Here is an 18,685-nt window from a genome sequence, read left to right on the forward strand (position 1 = left end):
TACGGTCTTATGCTATTATATACCCCGCTCGATTTTCAATCATATTTAGAAAGAACGGATAAATTATGAATCAAGCTGTTGCACAATTTGCTCCTTTGGTGTTGATTATGGTGGTGTTCTACTTCCTGATCATGCGCCCCCAACAAAAGAAATTCAAAGCGCATCAGGCAATGCTTGCCGCCTTGAAAGCCGGCGATAAAGTGGTCTTGGCGGCAGGTTTCAAGGGTAAGGTAACCAGAGTCGGCGAACAGTTTTTTACCGTGGATATCGGACAGGGTACAAAAATCGAGGTCGAAGTAGAACGCAATGCGATTGCCGCAAAAGTCGATTGATTTGTGCCGACAAGCCGCATCTGGAAAGCCCGAATGCGGCACTTTGTTTTGAATTCCAACCGAAGGCTTGACCATGTTCCGACACGCAGGGCGGCATATTCAAGATGCCGCTTTCCGGTCTTGCCTGGCAGGGAAGGGTTTTTGCCTCTTCTGAAATAGCCCGATTCCGACACCACCGAAAGGGTGGGGTTCCAACCATTAAGGAACAATGATGAACCGTTATCCTTTATGGAAATATCTGCTGATTGTGTTCACGATTGCGGTTGCCGCAGTGTATTCGCTGCCCAACCTATTCGGCGAAACACCCGCCGTGCAGGTATCGACCAACCGACAAGCCATCATCATCAACGAACAGACTCAATCCAAAGTGGATGCCGCGCTGCAAAACGCGGGTATTCAGACCGACGGGATGTTTGTTGTGGACAATTCACTGAAAGTGCGTTTCAAAGACACCGAAACGCAGCTTAAAGCGCGCGACGTCATTGAAAACACTTTGGGCGAAGGGTATATTACCGCGCTCAACCTGTTGGCGGACAGCCCCGAATGGATGGCGAAAATCAAAGCCAATCCGATGTTTTTGGGTTTGGACCTGCGCGGCGGCGTACATTTCACCATGCAGGTCGATATGAAAGCCGCCATGCAGAAAACATTTGAACGTTATTCCGGCGATATCCGCCGCGAATTGCGCCGCGAAAAAATCCGCAGCGGCACGGTGCGTCAGACTGAAAACAGTCTGACTGTTCCTTTGCAGGATGCCGGTGATGTGCAAAAGGCGCTGCCTCAGTTACGCAAGCTGTTTCCTGAGGCAACGTTAAATTCGGAAGGTAGCAATATTGTATTGACGCTTTCGGAAGAGGCGGTTAATAAAGTACGCTCAGATGCGGTGAAGCAAAACATCACTACACTGCATAACCGTGTAAACGAATTGGGTGTGGCAGAGCCGATTATCCAACAGTCAGGTTTGGACCGTATTGTCGTACAGCTCCCCGGCGTGCAAGATACTGCCAAGGCAAAAGACATTATCGGCCGTACTGCGACTTTGGAAGTGCGCATGGTGGAGGATGATCCTGTTAAGTTACGCGAGGCTTCGGAAGGTAATGTACCCGCAGGTTATGAGCTGCTTTCAAGCGGCGGGGATCATCCGGAAACCCTGCTGATCAGCAAGCAGGTCGAGCTGACCGGCGACAATATCAACGACGCGCAACCGAGTTTCGACCAAATGGGCGCACCTGCCGTCAGTCTGAGCCTGGACAGCGCGGGCGGCAGCATTTTCGGCGAACTGACTGCCGCAAATGTCGGCAAACGCATGGCGATGGTTTTGATCGACCAAGGAAAATCTGAGGTTGTAACCGCGCCGGTTATCCGTACTGCCATTACCGGCGGACGCGTGGAAATTTCCGGAAGCATGACGACAGCCGAAGCCAACGATACGTCTTTGCTGCTGCGCTCCGGATCCCTTGCCGCGCCGATGCAGATTGTCGAAGAACGTACCATCGGTCCGTCTTTGGGTAAGGAGAACATCGAAAAAGGCTTCCATTCGACTTTATGGGGTTTTGCCATCGTTGCTGCATTCATGGTGGTTTACTATCGTCTGATGGGTTTCTTTTCCACCATTGCATTGAGTACCAACATACTGTTCCTAATCGGTATTTTGTCTGCCATGCAGGCAACGTTAACCCTGCCGGGTATTGCTGCGTTGGCATTGACATTGGGTATGGCGATTGACTCCAACGTCTTGATTAACGAACGTATCCGCGAAGAATTGCGTGCCGGTGTGCCGCCGCAGCAGGCAATTAATCTCGGTTTCCAACACGCATGGGCGACCATTGTCGATTCGAACCTGACTTCGCTGATTGCCGGTATCGCGCTTTTGGTATTCGGTTCCGGTCCGGTACGCGGTTTTGCCGTCGTACACTGCTTGGGTATTCTGACTTCGATGTATTCGTCCGTCGTCGTATTCCGTGCGTTGGTCAACCTGTGGTACGGCCGCCGTCGCAAATTGCAAAATATTTCCATCGGTTCGGTATGGAAGCCGAAAGCCGAAATGGCAGAAGGCAAGGAGTAAAACATGGAATTATTTAAAATCAAACGCGATATTCCGTTTATGAGCTACGGCAAACTGACGACTTTTATTTCGTTGGTTACCTTTGTTGCCGCCGTATTCTTTTTGGTGACCAAAGGCCTGAATTTCTCTGTCGAATTTACCGGTGGTACGGTAATGGAAGTCCAATATCAGCAGGGTGCGGATGTCAATAAGATGCGCGAACGCCTCGATACGCTGAAAATGGGTGATGTACAGGTTCAGGCATTGGGTACGAACAAACACATCATGATTCGCCTGCCGAACAAAGAAGGCGTTACTTCCGCACAGTTGTCCAACCGTGTGATGGATTTGCTGAAAAAAGACAGTCCCGACGTTACTTTGCGCCAAGTCGAATTTATCGGCCCGCAAGTCGGTGAGGAATTGGTAAGTAATGGATTGATGGCTTTAGGTTTTGTCGTTATCGGCATCATTATTTACCTGTCGATGCGTTTCGAATGGCGTTTTGCCGTATCTGCCATTATCGCCAATATGCACGACATCGTGATTATTCTCGGCTGCTTTGCCTTCTTCCAATGGGAATTTTCGCTGACCGTCTTGGCGGGCATTCTTGCCGTATTGGGCTATTCTGTGAACGAATCCGTCGTCGTCTTCGACCGTATCCGTGAAAACTTCCGCAAGCCGGCGATGCGCGGACATACCGTGCCGGAAGTTATCGACAACGCGATTACCGCAACGATGAGCCGCACCATCATTACCCACGGTTCGACCGAGGCGATGGTCGTATCCATGCTGGTGTTCGGCGGTGCGGCCTTGCACGGCTTTTCTATGGCGTTGACCATTGGCATCGTGTTCGGCATTTATTCTTCCGTATTGGTTGCCAGCCCGCTCTTGCTGATGTTTGGCTTGAGCCGTGAAAATATCGGTAAAGAACCGAAGAAGAAAGAAGAAATCGTGGTCTGAAGCGCATATGCCGTCTGAACATTGCCGTCTCAAGCAGACAATGCTTCAGACGGCATTTTTAACAGTTGTTTTCACGGTCTTAAAATATTGTGCAGAAATGCAGGAACTGTGTCATAATGCCGCATTGCCCTATCTTGGGCATAGGGAGTTTGCCGTTGTCGAGGCTTGGCAAACTTGTCCGAATCCCATTTGGGGTTCTTTTTATTTTTCGGAGTTTTTCCATTATGGCACTGACCGTAGAACAAAAAGCACAAATCGTTAAAGATTTCCAACGTAAAGAAGGCGACACCGGCTCTTCTGAAGTACAAGTCGCCCTGTTGACTTTCCGCATCAACGACCTGACCCCCCACTTCAAAGCCAACCCCAAAGACCACCACAGCCGTCGCGGCCTGTTGAAAATGGTCAGCCAACGCCGCCGCTTGTTGGCCTACTTGCGCCGTACCCAACCTGATACGTATCGTGCGTTGATTACCCGCTTGGGTCTGCGTAAATAATTGCGCTTTCCGACACCGCCCAGAAAAATGGGCGGTGTTTTCTTTTCTGTTGCTTTCCGACAAGTTCAAATCCATATTTATTGCCCGAAAACCGCATAAACTAATATAATACAAAGTTCTTTGGAATCCTGTTCCATTTCATGCTGCCCGTGCGCTTCACAAGAGTTTCAGACGGCATCAGACGTTGCGACTCCCGCCAGCAATCAAACAGCTTTTTATCACCCATTCGAAAATCCGTTTTGCCGGTACTCGTCTTTTTATTGGAGTATTGCCATTATGACCGCAACCACTGCGTCTTCAGCCAAACCTTATCTGCAAATCCAAGGCTTGGTGAAAAAGTTTGGTGACAATTACGCTGTCGATAACATCGACTTGGACATTTATCAACACGAAATCTTTGCCCTTTTGGGCAGCTCCGGCAGCGGTAAATCCACGCTGCTGCGTATGCTGGCGGGTATGGAAAGCCCCAATCAGGGCAAAATCATCCTTGACGGTCAGGATATTACTAAGCTTGCACCCTACGAACGTCCCATCAATATGATGTTCCAAAGTTACGCGCTTTTTCCGCATATGACCGTAGAACAAAACATTGCCTTCGGTCTGAAACAGGACAAAATGCCTAAGGACGAAATCGCCGCGCGCGTGGAAGAAATGCTGCGCCTGGTTCAGATGACCAAGTATGCCAAGCGCAAGCCTCATCAATTGTCCGGTGGTCAGCAGCAGCGCATCGCTTTGGCACGCAGTCTGGCAAAACGTCCGAAAATTCTGCTGCTGGATGAGCCCCTCGGCGCGTTGGACAAAAAATTGCGCCAACAAACCCAGCTTGAGTTGGTCAACACGCTGGAACAAGTCGGCGTAACCTGTATTATGGTTACGCACGACCAAGAAGAGGCGATGACGATGGCGACCCGCATCGCCATTATGTCCGACGGTCAGTTGCAGCAGGTCGGTACACCCAGCGATGTGTATGACTATCCCAACAGCCGCTTCACTGCCGAGTTTATCGGCGAAACCAATATTTTTGACGGTGTCGTGATTGAAGATCATGCGGATTATGCCGTCATCGAATGCGAAGGTTTGGAAAACCACGTCCGTATCGATCATGGTTTGGGCGGCCCGAGCGAACAGGACCTGTGGGTCAGCATCCGTCCGGAAGACATCGATTTGTATAAAGAAAAACCTGATCATTTGGGCGATTATAACTGGGCGAAAGGTACGGTAAAAGAAATTGCCTATTTGGGCAGCTTCGCCATATACCATATCAAACTCGCCAACGGGCGCGTCGTCAAAAGCCAAGTCCCTGCCCCTTACTGGTATGTGCGTAACATTACACCGCCAACTTGGGACGAAACCGTGTATATCAGCTGGCCGGAAAACCAACCGACTCCGTTGTTCCGTTGATTTAAGGGGAGTGAGATGAACCTTAAAAAACTGAAAAACAAACTGTTCCGCCGCCCGGGGCAGCGTGCGGTGATTGCCGTGCCGTATATTTGGCTTTTGGTGCTGTTTCTGATTCCGTTCGCCATCGTGCTGAAAATTAGCTTTGCCGAACAAGAAATCGCCATTCCGCCGTTTACGCCGTTGACCAGCATCGATGAAGATTTAGGTCGTCTGAATATCGCCATCAGTTATCAAAACTATACCGATATTTTCCAAAATTTCTGGAATACCCTGAATCCCTTCGGCGACGGTGAAAACAGCAATATCTATCTGATGACCTATTGGTCTTCAATAAAAACTGCACTGACTACGACGGTAATTTGTCTGTTGGTCGGTTATCCGACAGCATATGCGATTTCCCGTGCCAATCCTTCTGTCCGTAATGGTTTGCTGCTTGCCATTATGCTGCCCTTTTGGACATCGTTCCTGTTACGCGTCTATGCGTGGATGGGTTTGCTCGGGCATAACGGCATCATAAACAACTTATTGATTAAGATGGGTATTATCAGTGAGCCATTAGATTTGTTCTACAATGCGTTCTCATTGAACTTGGTGATGGTTTATGCCTATCTGCCGTTTATGATTCTGCCGCTTTACACGCAGCTGGTAAAACTGGACAGCCGCCTGCTCGAAGCGGCTTCCGACTTGGGTGCTGGACCGGTCAAGTCGTTCTTGACGATTACACTGCCTCTGTCTAAAACCGGCATTATTGCAGGTTCGATGCTGGTTTTCGTCCCCGCTGTCGGCGAGTTCGTCATTCCCGAGCTGGTCGGAGGTTCGGAAAACTTGATGATTGGTAAAGTCTTGTGGCAGGCATTCTTTGATCAAAACAACTGGCCGTTGGCTTCCGCCGTCGCCGTCGTGATGGTCGCGCTGCTGGTTGTGCCGATTGCGCTGTTCCAGCATTATGAAAACCGCGAATTGGAAGAAGGAGCCAAATAATGCAGAAATCCAAATTATCTTGGTTCTTGAAACTGATGTTGGCACTGTCGCTGGCGTTTCTGTATATCCCGCTGGTTGTGCTGGTGGTGTATTCGTTTAACGAATCCAAACTTGTTACCGTTTGGGGCGGCTTTTCGACCAAATGGTATGCCGCACTGATGGAAAACGACACCATTTTGGAAGCCGCTTGGCTGTCGCTGCGGATTGCCGTTGTATCTTCGCTTGCCGCCGTCGTTTTGGGCACGCTGGCGGGCTATGCGATGGCGCGTATCAAACGTTTCCGTGGCAGTACCTTGTTCGCCGGTATGATTTCCGCACCTATGGTTATGCCTGACGTGATTACCGGTTTGTCCATGCTGCTCCTGATTATTCAGGTGCAGATGTTCCTGCAAGGTAGCGAATTACTGCAATCGCTTTATTTTGATCGAGGCTTTTTCACTATTTTCTTAGGACATACCACGCTTTGCATGGCATACATTACCGTTGTTATCCGTTCGCGTCTGGTTGAGCTTGACCAATCGCTCGAAGAAGCTGCAATGGACTTGGGCGCGCGTCCGCTGAAAATCTTTTTTGTGATTACCCTGCCGCTGATTGCGCCCGCGATTGCCTCCGGCTTCCTGCTTGGTATTACCCTGTCGCTGGACGACTTGGTGATTACCTCATTCCTCTCCGGTCCCGGTTCTTCTACATTGCCGCAGGTGATTTTTTCCAAGATCAAGTTGGGTCTCGATCCGCAGATGAACGTTTTGGCAACCATCCTGATCGGCATCATTGGAACATTGGTCATCATCGTCAATTATTGGATGATGAGGCAGGCAACCAGGCGTGACCGAGAAGCGGCAGAAGCCTACCGTCAGGAAAAATTGGCTGCCGAGAAAGCAAATTAACTAACAAGGCAGGCTGACCGCATGAATGGGTCAGCCTGTTTTCTTAAAGTAATTTCCCGTTCAGACGGCATGGTACGGCAAACCATATCATGCCGTCTGAAAATACACCTGATAAAGTAAACATAATGATTCGTCCTGATTTTCAAGAATATTTGCCTTCTTATTATTTTAGTTCGGTTAATCCTTATACTGTTTATCCGAAACTTCAATGCCGTCTGAAAACCGAAACCTGCATTATCGGCGGCGGTTTGAGCGGTTTGTGTACAGCATTGCCGCTGGCGGAACACGGACATGAAGCCGTCGTTTTGGAAGCCGCGCGTATCGGTTTCGGCGCATCGGGACGGAGTGGCGGGCAGGTTATCAGCGATTACGCCTGCGGTATGGAGGAAATTGAAAAACAGGTCGGTTTGGAGCAGGCGCAATGGTTTTGGCAACAGTCTTTGCAGGCGGTCGAACTGGTGGACGAACGCGTCCGCAAACATGCCATCGATTGCGATTGGCAGCGCGGTTATGCCACGGTTGCCGTCCGTCCGCAGCATTGGGAAGAGTTGCAGCAGTGGCATGAACACGCCCAAAAATATTACGGTGCAACTCATTATCAACTTTGGGATAATACTGAACTGAAGCAGCAACTCGACAGCGATATGTACCAAGGCGCACAGTTCGATCCCTTGTCCGGACACCTTCATCCGCTCAATTACACGTTGGGTGTTGCCGGTGCCGTTGCCGAAGCCGGTACGCAGATTTTTGAGCATTCTCCCATGATACGCATCGAACCGCATCAAAACGGTTGGCTGGTTTACACGCCCGAAGGCAGTGTCGAATGCAAAAATGTGGTATATGCCGTCAATACTTATGCCGGTTTGAATCCGATATTCAAGCCTTTGGAACGCAAGGCGATTGCCGTCAGCACCTTTATTATTGCCACCGAACCCTTGGGGGCGCGCGCAAAAGGGCTTATCCGCAACAATATGGCTGTGTGCGACAACCGCCATATTTTGGACTATTACCGCCTTAGTGCGGATGGCAGATTGCTTTTCGGCGGTAAAGACCATGAATTTATCGACGATCCCGCGCGTATGACCGAGCTTGTCCGCCAAGATATGCTTAAAGTTTTTCCGCAGCTTGCCGATGTCGGAATCGAGTATTCGTGGGGCGGGGAGTGCGATATTACCGCCAACCTTGTCCCGCATTTCGGACGTTTGGCCGAAAATATTTTTTATGCACAAGGTTATTCCGGCCATGGTATGGCAATAACGGGTATTGCAGGTTTGGCGGTTGCAGAAGCAATTTTAGGGGACGAATGCCGTCTGAAGCCGTTTGAGCAGTTGTGCCAGCCGAATATCATCCTCCAACCGTTTTTGAGAAAGCTCGGTTCCTTCCTCGGCTCGAAATATTATCAGTGGAAAGACAGCCGTTGAGTATTAGGGAACGGCAAATGCATAAAAATGCCGTCTGAAACCCGATTTTCAGATTTCAGACGGCATTTCGCCTAATGTCAATGATGTGTTTATTTTCCGCGCATCAGTTCAAAGAAGTCATCATTATTTTTAGATGCTTTGATTTTCCCGTTTAAGAACTCGGTGGCTTCGATTTCATCCATCGGGTGCAGGAACTTGCGCAGTAACCACATACGTTGCAACTGGTCGTTCGGGACAAGCAGCTCTTCGCGGCGCGTGCCGGATTTGTTGATGTTGATGGCGGGGAAGAGGCGTTTTTCCGCCATACGGCGGTCAAGGTGCAATTCCATATTGCCGGTGCCTTTGAATTCTTCGTAAATCACATCGTCCATACGGCTGCCGGTTTCAACCAATGCGGTGGCGATGATGGTCAGCGAACCGCCTTCTTCCACGTTGCGCGCCGCGCCGAAGAAACGTTTGGGACGATGCAGTGCGTTGGCATCGACACCGCCGGTCAGGATTTTGCCCGAGGTAGGCACGACGGTATTGTAGGCGCGGGCAAGGCGGGTAATCGAATCAAGCAGGATGACCACATCTTTTTTGTGTTCTACCATACGCTTGGCTTTTTCAAGCACCATTTCGGCAACTTGGACGTGGCGTTGAGCCGGCTCGTCAAAGGTGGAGGAGACTACTTCGCCACGGACGGAGCGGCTCATTTCGGTAACTTCTTCGGGACGCTCGTCAATCAAGAGGACGATGAGTTCGACTTCGGGATAGTTTGCGGTAACGGCGTGGGCAATGTTTTGCAGCATCACGGTTTTACCGCTTTTGGGCGGGGCAACCAAGAGGGCGCGCTGACCTTTACCGATGGGCGAAATCAGGTCGATGGCGCGTCCGGTAAGGTTTTCTTCGGACTTTAAGTCGCGTTCCAGCTTCAACTGTTCGGTCGGAAACAGCGGGGTCAGGTTTTCAAACAGGATTTTATGGCGGCATACTTCCGGGTGGTCGCCGTTGATGGTATCAAGCCTGACTAGGGCAAAATAGCGTTCGTTGTCTTTGGGGACGCGGACGCTTCCTTCGATGGTGTCGCCCGTATGCAGGTTGAAGCGGCGGATTTGGGTGGGCGAGACATAGATGTCGTCGGGTCCGGCAAGATAGGAGGTGTCCGCGCTGCGGAGGAAGCCGAAACCGTCGGGCAGGATTTCAAGCGTGCCGGAGCAGGTGAAACCCTCGCCTTTTTTCATCATCTGGCGGACGATGGCAAATACGAGGTCTTGTTTGCGGAATCGGTTGGCGTTTTCGATGCCGTGTTCTTCCGCCAATTCTAAGAGTTTGGAAATGTGCAGGGTTTGTAATTCGGAGACGTGCATAATAATGATGTATTTTGAAGAGGAAAAAGACAGGCAGATGCCGTCTGAAAGAAGAAGCTGACCGTTGCCGGTTGCTCGGAGAAGGGGGAATTGTAGGCAGTCGGCGCGTGGGTGTCAAATATTATCGCGGACGGGGCATCGGCAGGAAATGCCGTCTGAACGGAGCTGCTTGGAAAAAAATACCCCCGCGCTTTTCAGGCTCGGGGGTATGGGCATTGATTATTTGTTCAATTCATTCGCCAAATACAGCCAAGTTTCGATGACGGTATCCGGGTTCAGGGAAACGCTTTCGATACCTTCCTCAACCAGCCATTTGGCAAAGTCCGGATGGTCGGACGGACCTTGACCGCAGATGCCGACATATTTGTTCTGCTTGCGGCAGGCGGAGATGGCAAGGTGCAGCATCACTTTGACGGCAGGGTTGCGTTCGTCAAACGATTCGGACACCAAGCCGCTGTCGCGGTCGAGACCGAGGGTCAGTTGGGTCATGTCGTTCGAGCCGATGGAGAAGCCGTCGAAGTATTGCAGGAATTGTTCCGCCAATACCGCGTTGCTCGGCAGCTCGCACATCATGATCAGGCGCAGGCCGTTTTTGCCGCGTTCCAAACCGTTTTCTTTCAATGCCTTAACGACGGCTTCGGCTTCGCCCAAGGTGCGTACGAACGGAATCATGATTTCGACGTTGGTCAGCCCCATTTCATCGCGGACGCGTTTTAATGCTTTGCATTCCAAGGCGAAACAGTCTTTGAAGCTCTCGGCAACATAACGCGCCGCACCACGGAAGCCCAACATCGGGTTTTCTTCATGCGGTTCGTAGATGCTGCCACCCACCAAGTTGGCGTACTCGTTGGATTTGAAGTCGGACATACGGACGATGGTTTTACGCGGGTAAACCGATGCGGCCAATGTTGCCACGCCTTCTGCGATTTTATCGACGTAGAAGTCGACAGGGGACGCATAGCCGACGATGCGGCGGGTAATTTCCGCTTTCAATTCGTCGTCTTGTTTGTCAAATTCCAACAAGGCTTTGGGGTGGATACCGATTTGGCGGTTGATGATAAATTCCATACGCGCCAAGCCGATGCCTTCGCTGGGCAGATTGGCGAAGCTGAATGCGAGTTCGGGATTGCCGACGTTCATCATGACTTTGACGGGTGCTTTGGGCATATTGTCCAAGGCGACATCGGTAATCTGTACGTCCAACAGGCCGGCATAGATAAAGCCGGTATCGCCTTCGGCGCAGGATACGGTCACTTCCTGACCGTTTTCCAAGAGTTCAGTCGCATTGCCGCAGCCGACAACGGCAGGAATGCCCAGTTCGCGCGCGATAATCGCCGCGTGGCAGGTGCGTCCGCCGCGGTTGGTAACGATGGCGGAAGCACGTTTCATCACGGGTTCCCAATCCGGATCGGTCATGTCGGTAACCAGTACGTCGCCGGCTTCAACGGAATCCATCTCGGAAGCATCTTTAATCAGGCGTACTTTACCCTGTCCGACTTTTTGACCGATGGCACGGCCTTCGCATAATACGGTTTTGTCGCCGTTGATGTCGAAGCGGCGCAGGTTGCGGTTGCCCTCTTCTTGGGATTTTACGGTTTCGGGACGGGCTTGCAGGATGTAGAGTTTGCCGTCCAAGCCGTCGCGACCCCACTCAATGTCCATCGGGCGGCCGTAGTGTTTTTCGATGGTCAGCGCGTAGTGTGCCAACTCGGTGATTTCTTCGTCGGTAATGGAGAAGCGGTTGCGGTCTTCTTCGGGGACATCGACGTTGGTTACCGATTTGCCGGCTTCGGCTTTGTCGGTAAAAATCATTTTGATGTGTTTCGAACCCATGGTCTTGCGCAGGATGGCGGGCTTGCCCGCTTTGAGCGTAGGTTTGAACACATAAAATTCGTCCGGGTTGACCGCGCCTTGTACGACGTTTTCGCCCAGACCGTAAGAGGAGGTAACAAAGACGACTTGATCGTAGCCGGATTCGGTGTCGAGGGTGAACATCACACCTGATGCGCCACTGTCGGAACGCACCATGCGTTGAACGCCGGCGGAAAGGGCGACGATGTCGTGTTCGAAGCCTTTGTGGACGCGGTAGGAAATGGCGCGGTCGTTGTACAGGGAGGCGAATACATGGCGCATCGCTTCTTTAACGTTTTCCAAGCCGTTGATGTTCAAGAAGGTTTCCTGTTGGCCGGCAAATGAAGCGTCCGGCAGGTCTTCGGCGGTTGCGGAAGAGCGTACGGCAACGGAAATGTCCGCGCCGCCGGCATCGGCAACCATTTTGTTCCATGCCGCTTCGATTTCGGCATCGAGCTGTTCGGGGAAAGGCGTGTCCAAAATCCATTGGCGGATTTCTTTGCCGACGCGTGCCAGTTCGGCAACGTCTTCGACATCCAATTTTGCCAGTGCGGCGGAAATGCGTTCGCTCAGACCGTTGTGTGCGAGGAATGCGCGGTAGGCATCGGCTGTGGTGGCAAAGCCGCCGGGGACGCGAACGCCTTTTTCGGTCAGCTGACTGATCATTTCGCCCAGCGAGGCGTTTTTACCGCCCACGCGTTCAACATCTGTCATACGCAGGTTTTCAAACCAGATTACGTAGTTGTCGGCCATTTGTGTGTCCAATCCAAAATATGTTAAAAAAGAAACAAATCCGCGTGCTTATTTTAAGCGATTCGTTCCGCCGCTGTCATGTGTTTTATCCGTTTTAAAATCATGATGCCGTCTGAAAAATTGCGGTTTCGGCGTGTGTAGCGGTTTGAAACTTGCAGCCGGTATGTTTCTTTTTTTGGGTATTTTCTTTGTAAAACAGATGGTTTGAATAGGTTAATGTTTTTTCTGTTTGATTTTTTGTTTATTTTTTTAAAATTTTCTGCCAAAAAACACTTTATCTAAATAATTTTATTTCAAAATAATATTGTGTCTGTTTGGGTGTAATCCGAGGTAGGTGTGCTGCGGGTGCTTTCCTTGTGTCTGCTGCTGCTGTTATGATGGGATTTTAAACCTGTGTTTTAAGGATGGAAGATGAGCAGTCCGCGCCATGTGTTTTACATTTCCGACCGTACCGGTCTGACTGCCGAGAATATCGGCGAGGCTTTGCTGAACCAGTTTGGCAATCTGTCGTTCAAACGCCATACGCATCCGTTTGTCGATACGCCGGAAAAGGCGCGCGCGGTGGTGGAGAAGGTCAATCGGAGCCGGCAGGAAAACGGTCAGCGTCCGATTGCGTTTGTCAGCGTGGTCAATGACGAAATCCGTGAAATCATCAAACAGGCAGACGCTTTCCACATCAATTTTTTTGAAACCTTCCTCGGGCTTTTGGAAAAGGAACTCAACACCGAGGCGGTTGCCGCCGAACAGGGGCATCACAGTATCGGCAATACGAAGCGTTACGATGCGCGTATGGAGGCGGTCAATTTTTCTTTGAACCACGATGACGGGGTTAGCGATAAGAACCTTCAGGAAGCGGATGTAATCTTGATGGGTGTATCGCGTTCGGGCAAAACGCCGACCTGCCTTTACCTCGCCCTGCAATACGGCATCCGTGCGGCAAACTATCCGCTGATTCCCGACGATTTGGAATCGACCGATCTGCCGCGTATGGTCAAGCCGTATAAAGACAAGCTGTTCGGGTTGACCATCCAGCCGGAACGTTTGCAGGCAATCCGTCAGGAACGCCGCCCGAATTCGGCTTATGCGCGCATCGACACCTGCCGCAGTGAGGTGGCGGACGCGCAGAGTATGTTCAGACGGCATGGGATTCCGTTTGCGAATACGACGGATAAATCGGTGGAAGAGCTTGCCGTGCACATCCTTCAGGCGTGCAAGTTGAAGCGTAGGTTTTGATGTTTCCTGCCTGAAATTCAGGCAAAATTCCGTTTATTGACACCTTACACGGGAGTTCCGCCATTAAATATTCGTCAAACAAAGATGTCCAAAGGCTGGTAACCCGCCTGCTCAAGTCCAATCCCGATGGGTGTTTCCACAGTCGGGGCGGGCGGCATATCAAGCTGGTTTACCTGCCGACATCTGATGTCCTGCCCATATCGTACAGCCCGTCGGATTTCAGGGCTGCTAAAAACTTAAGCAGCCATATAATGAACGCGCTATAAAACGAAAATAGACGGCTTACAGAGCGTTTTTAGATTGGAGTTAGTATTATGGACTGGTTACATACAATTTTCGTTTGCTTCGCTTGGATTGTGGCTGTTGCCATTGCGGGCATTAGTGTATATGTTTTTATTGGGTTGCCCATTTTGTTCATAACCTACGTCGTTGGCATTGTTTACAGTTTTTTCAGGCTGTTTTTACCATTCATTCCCGACTTTTGGGCGAGCATAGGCACAGGCACAACAGAAGAGAAAGGCGGCTTTGATTGGGGAGAGCGGACAGAAGCCGACAAGCACCGCGAGTTAGTGGAGCATATCCGCATTCAGCACATGAACGAAGAACGCAACAGACGATAAAGAAAAAAGCCCTTGCACGAGTGCAAGGGCTTTAATTTTGAGTAACTTGTAAACTTTACCATTGAATACAATGGGTAACCATTATAACTCACTTTTAGGCAGCCTGAAACTAGGTTCTTACAACAGAGAAAAAAAATAGACAGGCGCACGATTGACGGCAGCAGGCGAGCCAAGAGAAAAAGAAGATTGAAAGCGGGCAGCACAATAAAAGCCGATAACTTCCGGCCGATTCTTTCGGTTGATTAACGAAGGCATCGGTCGGTGCCAGAATGCGGGAAATGCCGTCTGAAGGTGAAGGGTTTCAGACGGCATTTTTCAAGGACGGATTTTGTTTAGCGTCCCGAGTAGCCCGATCGGTGTGGGGATGCGGATGTCCACCTGCCAAGAGGCGGTGTCGTCTTCATCGGAAATATAGCCCCATTCGGCGAGGACGGTCGTCATACCGGCGTTGCGCCCCGCCTGTATATCGCGTTCCGCGTCGCCGACGTAGAGTGTGTGTTGCGGGTCGGCGTGGATTTGTCCGCACGCATACAGCATGGGTTTGACGCTGGGCTTGGGCTCGCCGCAGGTGTCGCCGCTGACGACGACGGCGGGTGGGATGATGAAGCCGAGTTTGGGGACGAGTTTGTCGGTGAAGCGCATGGGTTTGTTGGTGATGATGCCCCATTTGATGCCGCGTTTTCCGAGTTCGGCGATGAGTTCGTTTACGCCGCCGAAGAGGGTGGTGTCTTGGGCGTAGCGGCTGTCGTATTCGTCAAGGTATTCGGTGCACCATCGGGCATAGTCGGGGTGGTCGGGGGTGATGCCTGCGCCGAGTTTGAGCAGTCCTGCTGCGCCGTGGCTGGCTTGGGTGCGGATTTCGTCCATGCTTTTTGCGGGCAGTCCGTGGCGGGCGAGCAGGGTGTTGAGTGCGCCGCCGAGGTCTAGGGCGGTGTCGGCAAGTGTGCCGTCGAGGTCGAACAATACGGCTTGTATCATGTGTTTTCCTTTTTTATAAAGTGCGGGACGAAGGGTTTCAGACGGCATGTTTATTTTGTTTCAAACTCTTCTCGAAATCTTCCAACATATCCAATTCGAAGCGGCTGAAGCCCGCTTTTTCGCGCGCTTCGATGTTCACATAGCCGCGGAAGATAAACATATCGTAACGGGCAATCAGACTGCGGAACAGGGCGACAGGTTCCAAACCGCGTTCGCGGCAAAGGTGTTGATACCAATGGTTGCCGATGGCGACATGGCCCACTTCGTCGCGGTAGATGATGTCTAACACGCCGCAGGTTGCCGAATCGCCGCGCTGTTCCACCTTCGCGCGTATGCCGGGTGTAACGTCCAGCCCGCGCGCTTCCAACACGCGCGGCACCAACGCCATGCGCAACAGCGGGTCGTAGGCGGTTTTGTACGCCATATCCCACAAATGGTTGTGTGCCTCGAAATCGCCGTAATCGAAGCCGAAAGCGCGCAACCTTTCGCGCATCAGGCGGAAGTGGCACACCTCTTCCTTCGCCACTTTCACCCAGTCGCGGACAAACTGAAACGGCAGCGTGCGGAAACGGTATGCCGCGTCCAAAGCCAGATTGACGGCATTGAACTCGATATGAGCAATCGCGTGCAGCATCGCCGCATAGCCTTCGATCGTGTTCATTTTGCGCGGGGTCAGTTGCGACGGCGCGACCAAAACAGGCTTGTCCGGCCGTCCCGCGCGGGGGAAGTCCGCCGGCGGCGCGTTTGCCTCCGCCCCGTCCGCATTTTGAACGGCGGCAAACGCCTCATCCGTCAGCCGTCCTTTTTCATCTGGGTCGCCCGAAAGCAGGGCGCGTTCAAGCAAAGCATAAATATCGGGTTTCATCTCAAGTCCGCCGTGTTCGGAAAACAAATATTATAGCGTTTAAAAAAAACAAGATGAGGCATATAATCTCCGCGATTCGGCATTCCGCGCCCAAACCGTCAAATATAGTGGATTAACAAAAACCAGTACGGCGTTGCCTCGCCTTAGCTCAAAGAGAACGATTCTCTAAGGTGCTGAAGCACCAAGTGAATCGGTTCCGTACTATCTGTACTGTCTGCGGCTTCGTCGCCTTGTCCTGATTTTTGTTAATCCACTATAACGCGGCACACAATTAAAGGGCGGCGTGGCGCGCCTGCCTTTTCCGAGCGGTCAAAAAAATCAGCCCTCGGAAAACGCGGTTTGCAAAATGCAAACCGCCCGTCCCGCCGCCCGTATGATTGTTTTGCCGCGCCGATACTTTGCGCCACACCCATCCCGACAAGGAAAAATAATGATGAAACCGCACAACCTGTTCCAATTCCTCGCCGTTTGCTCCCTGACCGTCGCCGTCGCTTCCGCACAGGCGGGCGCGGTGGACGCGCTCAAGCAATTCAACAACGATGCCGACGGTATCAGCGGCAGCTTCACCCAAACCGTCCAAAGCAAAAAGAAAACCCAAACCGCGCACGGCACGTTCAAAATCCTGCGCCCGGGCCTCTTCAAATGGGAATACACTTCGCCCTACAAACAGACTATTGTCGGCGACGGTCAAACCGTCTGGCTTTATGATGTCGATTTGGCACAAGTAACCAAGTCGTCCCAAGACCAGATCATAGGCGGCAGCCCTGCCGCCATCCTGTCGAACAAAACCGCCCTCGAAAGCAGCTACTCCCTCAAAGAAGACGGTTCGTCCAACGGCATCGATTATGTGCTGGCAACGCCCAAACGCAACAACGCCGGCTACCAATATATCCGCATCGGCTTCAAAGGCGGCAACCTCGCCGCCATGCAGCTTAAAGACAGCTTCGGCAACCAAACCTCCGTCAGCTTCGGCAGCCTGAACACCAAGCCCGGCCTTTCGCGCGGCACATTCAAATTTACGCCCCCGCAGGGTGTGGACGTATTGAGCAACTGACTTGTTTGTTTGGCATTATGCCGTCTGAACGTATGGCACGTTCAGACGGCATATTCGTTTAAGATGGCGGAGCAGGTGCATTGTTTGAAAATAAACGGTTGCACATATATTTTTTCCGGCATTAAAATTAAGTATTGCACTGCCGCGTCTTTTGCCGTTTAATTCAGTCCAGCTGAATCAAGGGCACAAGGAAGCAAGCCGGCCGCCCCCACAGTTTCCCTTTTGTATGTGGTATCGGACCACTGCAATGTTTTCTTTTTCACAAAAGGACTGTATCCATGAGAAAAATCTTGATGGCGGCGGCAGTTTTCGGCCTCGTCTTGACTGCATGCGGCGGTGGCAGCCAAACCACCGCAGAACCCGAAGCATCCCAAGTGCAACATACTGTTTCCGACAAACTCAATATCTATAACTGGTCGGATTACGTCGATCCCCAAACCCTCTCCGATTTTGAAAAAGATACCCGTCTCAATATCCGGTACGACTATTATGACAGCAACGAGGCACTTGAAGCCAAGCTGCTGACCGGAAAGTCCGGTTATGATTTGGTCGTACCTTCCGTCGCCAATGTCGGCAGGCAGATTAAAGCCGGCGCATACCGGAAAATCGATAAAAGCCTGATACCCAATTACGCCAACATCGATGCCTCCCTGCTGGCAATGATGGCGGAAGTCGATCCGGGCAACGAATATGCCATCCCTTATTTTTGGGGCATTAATACCTTGGCAATCAATACGCAGCAGGTGAAAAAGGCCTTGGGTACGGACAAATTGCCCGAAAACGAATGGGATTTGGTATTTAATCCCGCATATACGCGCAAGCTGAAATCCTGCGGTATCAGTTATTTTGACAGCGCTATCGAGCAGATTCCCCTAGCATTGCACTATTTGGGCAGAGATCCCAACAGTGAAAATCCCGAAGACATCAAAGCCGCAGTCGATATGATGAAAACCGTCCGTCCGGACATCAAACGCTTCACTTCTTCAGGCTATATCGACGATATGGCGACCGGAAACCTGTGTGTCGCTATCGGTTACGGCGGTGATTTGAATATTGCCAAAACACGTGCCCGGGAATCGGCAAACGGTGTAGACATCAAGGTATTGGTACCGGCAACCGGCGTGGGTGTATGGGTGGATTCGCTGATGATTCCTCGTGATGCGCAAAATGTCGCCAATGCCCATAAATATATCAATCACACCCTGGATCCGAAAGTTGCCGCGCAAAACGGCAGTTTCGTAACCTATGCACCGGCCAGTCTGCCTGCCCAAGAACTGATGGATGCGAAATATACATCCGACGCATCGATTTTTCCGACTAAAGAACTGATGCAGAAAAGTTTCATCGTATCGCCGAAATCCAGCGATGTCAGCCGTCTCAGTGTCAGACTGTGGCAGTCGCTTAAGGCTGGAAAATGAGCCGAGCCGTTTGAGCCTGTTTCAGACGGCATCTAGAGAATAAG

The 18,685-nt window shown here is 51.3% G+C and carries 18 protein-coding genes; 13 read left to right on the forward strand and 5 right to left on the reverse strand.

Features of this window, described 5'->3' with window-relative positions; genetic code table 11:
• Positions 1 to 65: 65 nt before the first annotated feature.
• The 9 genes from yajC to Q9J80_RS00150 all read left to right on the forward strand — a co-directional run bounded on the left by yajC (position 66) and on the right by Q9J80_RS00150 (position 8,520).
• The gene (yajC, locus tag Q9J80_RS00110; protein ID WP_003687494.1) at positions 66 to 332 is read left to right on the forward strand and encodes a preprotein translocase subunit YajC; all 267 of its coding nucleotides are present in this window, start codon (positions 66 to 68) and stop codon (positions 330 to 332) included.
• Between the two features lie 211 nt (positions 333 to 543).
• Positions 544 to 2,397 carry a protein translocase subunit SecD gene (gene secD / locus Q9J80_RS00115; RefSeq protein WP_301673473.1) on the forward strand — a complete coding sequence of 618 codons (1,854 nt, stop codon included), beginning with the start codon at positions 544 to 546 and terminating at the stop codon, positions 2,395 to 2,397.
• 3 nt (positions 2,398 to 2,400) lie between these two features.
• Positions 2,401 to 3,336 (forward strand): protein translocase subunit SecF, encoded by a 936-nt coding sequence (gene secF, locus Q9J80_RS00120; RefSeq protein WP_304671338.1) that lies wholly within the window; start codon positions 2,401 to 2,403, stop codon positions 3,334 to 3,336.
• 7 nt (positions 3,337 to 3,343) lie between these two features.
• A complete protein-coding gene (locus tag Q9J80_RS00125; RefSeq protein WP_304671337.1) occupies positions 3,344 to 3,598 on the forward strand; it encodes a hypothetical protein in 255 nt (84 codons plus the stop codon).
• Positions 3,561 to 3,830 (forward strand): 30S ribosomal protein S15, encoded by a 270-nt coding sequence (gene rpsO, locus Q9J80_RS00130; protein WP_002217790.1) that lies wholly within the window; start codon positions 3,561 to 3,563, stop codon positions 3,828 to 3,830. Before Q9J80_RS00125 ends, rpsO begins: the two co-directional genes overlap by 38 nt.
• Positions 3,831 to 4,106: 276 nt before the next feature.
• On the forward strand, positions 4,107 to 5,231 hold the full coding sequence (locus Q9J80_RS00135; protein ID WP_304671336.1) for an ABC transporter ATP-binding protein: 1,125 nt from the start codon (positions 4,107 to 4,109) through the stop codon (positions 5,229 to 5,231).
• 15 nt (positions 5,232 to 5,246) lie between these two features.
• Positions 5,247 to 6,212 (forward strand): ABC transporter permease subunit, encoded by a 966-nt coding sequence (locus Q9J80_RS00140; protein WP_301673476.1) that lies wholly within the window; start codon positions 5,247 to 5,249, stop codon positions 6,210 to 6,212.
• Complete coding sequence (locus Q9J80_RS00145) at positions 6,212 to 7,099, forward strand: ABC transporter permease subunit (RefSeq protein ID WP_025457917.1); 888 nt, start codon at positions 6,212 to 6,214, stop codon at positions 7,097 to 7,099. Before Q9J80_RS00140 ends, Q9J80_RS00145 begins: the two co-directional genes overlap by 1 nt.
• A 125-nt stretch (positions 7,100 to 7,224) precedes the next feature.
• A complete protein-coding gene (locus tag Q9J80_RS00150) occupies positions 7,225 to 8,520 on the forward strand; it encodes an NAD(P)/FAD-dependent oxidoreductase (RefSeq protein ID WP_301673741.1) in 1,296 nt (431 codons plus the stop codon).
• 89 nt (positions 8,521 to 8,609) lie between these two features.
• On the opposite strand, the gene rho is transcribed toward Q9J80_RS00150, so the two are convergent.
• Entirely contained in the window at positions 8,610 to 9,869 is a 1,260-nt protein-coding gene (gene rho, locus Q9J80_RS00155; RefSeq protein ID WP_002221329.1) for a transcription termination factor Rho, read from the reverse strand.
• 219 nt (positions 9,870 to 10,088) lie between these two features.
• Positions 10,089 to 12,473, reverse strand: coding sequence for a phosphoenolpyruvate synthase (gene ppsA, locus Q9J80_RS00160; protein WP_301673477.1), 2,385 nt, complete (start codon positions 12,471 to 12,473; stop codon positions 10,089 to 10,091).
• 411 nt (positions 12,474 to 12,884) lie between these two features.
• On the opposite strand from ppsA, the gene ppsR reads away from it, so the two are divergent.
• The gene (gene ppsR / locus Q9J80_RS00165; RefSeq protein ID WP_118997682.1) at positions 12,885 to 13,706 is read left to right on the forward strand and encodes a posphoenolpyruvate synthetase regulatory kinase/phosphorylase PpsR; all 822 of its coding nucleotides are present in this window, start codon (positions 12,885 to 12,887) and stop codon (positions 13,704 to 13,706) included.
• 314 nt (positions 13,707 to 14,020) lie between these two features.
• A complete protein-coding gene (locus tag Q9J80_RS00170) occupies positions 14,021 to 14,326 on the forward strand; it encodes a hypothetical protein (protein WP_301673478.1) in 306 nt (101 codons plus the stop codon).
• A 117-nt stretch (positions 14,327 to 14,443) separates the two neighbouring features.
• Here Q9J80_RS00170 and Q9J80_RS00175 read toward each other — a convergent pair whose 3' ends face one another.
• Genes Q9J80_RS00175 through Q9J80_RS00185 form a run of 3 tightly spaced genes read right to left on the reverse strand, consistent with a single transcriptional unit; the run spans position 14,444 to position 16,169 of the window.
• Complete coding sequence (locus tag Q9J80_RS00175) at positions 14,444 to 14,638, reverse strand: hypothetical protein (RefSeq protein ID WP_301673479.1); 195 nt, start codon at positions 14,636 to 14,638, stop codon at positions 14,444 to 14,446.
• 3 nt (positions 14,639 to 14,641) lie between these two features.
• Positions 14,642 to 15,304: an HAD family hydrolase gene (locus Q9J80_RS00180; protein WP_301673742.1), complete on the reverse strand. Its 663-nt coding sequence runs from the start codon at positions 15,302 to 15,304 to the stop codon at positions 14,642 to 14,644.
• A 37-nt stretch (positions 15,305 to 15,341) separates the two neighbouring features.
• Positions 15,342 to 16,169 (reverse strand): ferritin-like domain-containing protein, encoded by an 828-nt coding sequence (locus Q9J80_RS00185; RefSeq protein ID WP_301673480.1) that lies wholly within the window; start codon positions 16,167 to 16,169, stop codon positions 15,342 to 15,344.
• A gap of 430 nt (positions 16,170 to 16,599) precedes the next feature.
• Here Q9J80_RS00185 and lolA point away from each other — a divergent pair, with 430 nt between their 5' ends.
• On the forward strand, positions 16,600 to 17,223 hold the full coding sequence (gene lolA / locus Q9J80_RS00190; RefSeq protein ID WP_301673481.1) for an outer membrane lipoprotein periplasmic chaperone LolA: 624 nt from the start codon (positions 16,600 to 16,602) through the stop codon (positions 17,221 to 17,223).
• A 278-nt stretch (positions 17,224 to 17,501) separates the two neighbouring features.
• A complete protein-coding gene (locus Q9J80_RS00195; RefSeq protein ID WP_301673482.1) occupies positions 17,502 to 18,641 on the forward strand; it encodes a polyamine ABC transporter substrate-binding protein in 1,140 nt (379 codons plus the stop codon).
• The last annotated feature ends 44 nt before the right edge of the window (positions 18,642 to 18,685 follow it).

Source organism: Neisseria blantyrii (genome assembly GCF_962747855.1).
Taxonomy (GTDB): domain Bacteria; phylum Pseudomonadota; class Gammaproteobacteria; order Burkholderiales; family Neisseriaceae; genus Neisseria; species Neisseria viridiae.

Excerpts from the sequence above, each read along its gene's own strand:
- yajC (WP_003687494.1), top strand. The coding sequence starts at position 66 with ATGAATCAAGCTGTTGCACAATTTGCTCCTTTGGTGTTGATTATGGTG.
- secD (WP_301673473.1), top strand. The coding sequence starts at position 544 with ATGAACCGTTATCCTTTATGGAAATATCTGCTGATTGTGTTCACGATT.
- secF (WP_304671338.1), top strand. The coding sequence starts at position 2,401 with ATGGAATTATTTAAAATCAAACGCGATATTCCGTTTATGAGCTACGGC.
- Q9J80_RS00125 (WP_304671337.1), top strand. The coding sequence starts at position 3,344 with ATGCCGTCTGAACATTGCCGTCTCAAGCAGACAATGCTTCAGACGGCA.
- rpsO (WP_002217790.1), top strand. The coding sequence starts at position 3,561 with ATGGCACTGACCGTAGAACAAAAAGCACAAATCGTTAAAGATTTCCAA.
- Q9J80_RS00135 (WP_304671336.1), top strand. The coding sequence starts at position 4,107 with ATGACCGCAACCACTGCGTCTTCAGCCAAACCTTATCTGCAAATCCAA.
- Q9J80_RS00140 (WP_301673476.1), top strand. The coding sequence starts at position 5,247 with ATGAACCTTAAAAAACTGAAAAACAAACTGTTCCGCCGCCCGGGGCAG.
- Q9J80_RS00145 (WP_025457917.1), top strand. The coding sequence starts at position 6,212 with ATGCAGAAATCCAAATTATCTTGGTTCTTGAAACTGATGTTGGCACTG.
- Q9J80_RS00150 (WP_301673741.1), top strand. The coding sequence starts at position 7,225 with ATGATTCGTCCTGATTTTCAAGAATATTTGCCTTCTTATTATTTTAGT.
- rho (WP_002221329.1), bottom strand. The coding sequence starts at position 9,869 with ATGCACGTCTCCGAATTACAAACCCTGCACATTTCCAAACTCTTAGAA.
- ppsA (WP_301673477.1), bottom strand. The coding sequence starts at position 12,473 with ATGGCCGACAACTACGTAATCTGGTTTGAAAACCTGCGTATGACAGAT.
- ppsR (WP_118997682.1), top strand. The coding sequence starts at position 12,885 with ATGAGCAGTCCGCGCCATGTGTTTTACATTTCCGACCGTACCGGTCTG.
- Q9J80_RS00170 (WP_301673478.1), top strand. The coding sequence starts at position 14,021 with ATGGACTGGTTACATACAATTTTCGTTTGCTTCGCTTGGATTGTGGCT.
- Q9J80_RS00175 (WP_301673479.1), bottom strand. The coding sequence starts at position 14,638 with ATGCCGTCTGAAACCCTTCACCTTCAGACGGCATTTCCCGCATTCTGG.
- Q9J80_RS00180 (WP_301673742.1), bottom strand. The coding sequence starts at position 15,304 with ATGATACAAGCCGTATTGTTCGACCTCGACGGCACACTTGCCGACACC.
- Q9J80_RS00185 (WP_301673480.1), bottom strand. The coding sequence starts at position 16,169 with ATGAAACCCGATATTTATGCTTTGCTTGAACGCGCCCTGCTTTCGGGC.
- lolA (WP_301673481.1), top strand. The coding sequence starts at position 16,600 with ATGATGAAACCGCACAACCTGTTCCAATTCCTCGCCGTTTGCTCCCTG.
- Q9J80_RS00195 (WP_301673482.1), top strand. The coding sequence starts at position 17,502 with ATGAGAAAAATCTTGATGGCGGCGGCAGTTTTCGGCCTCGTCTTGACT.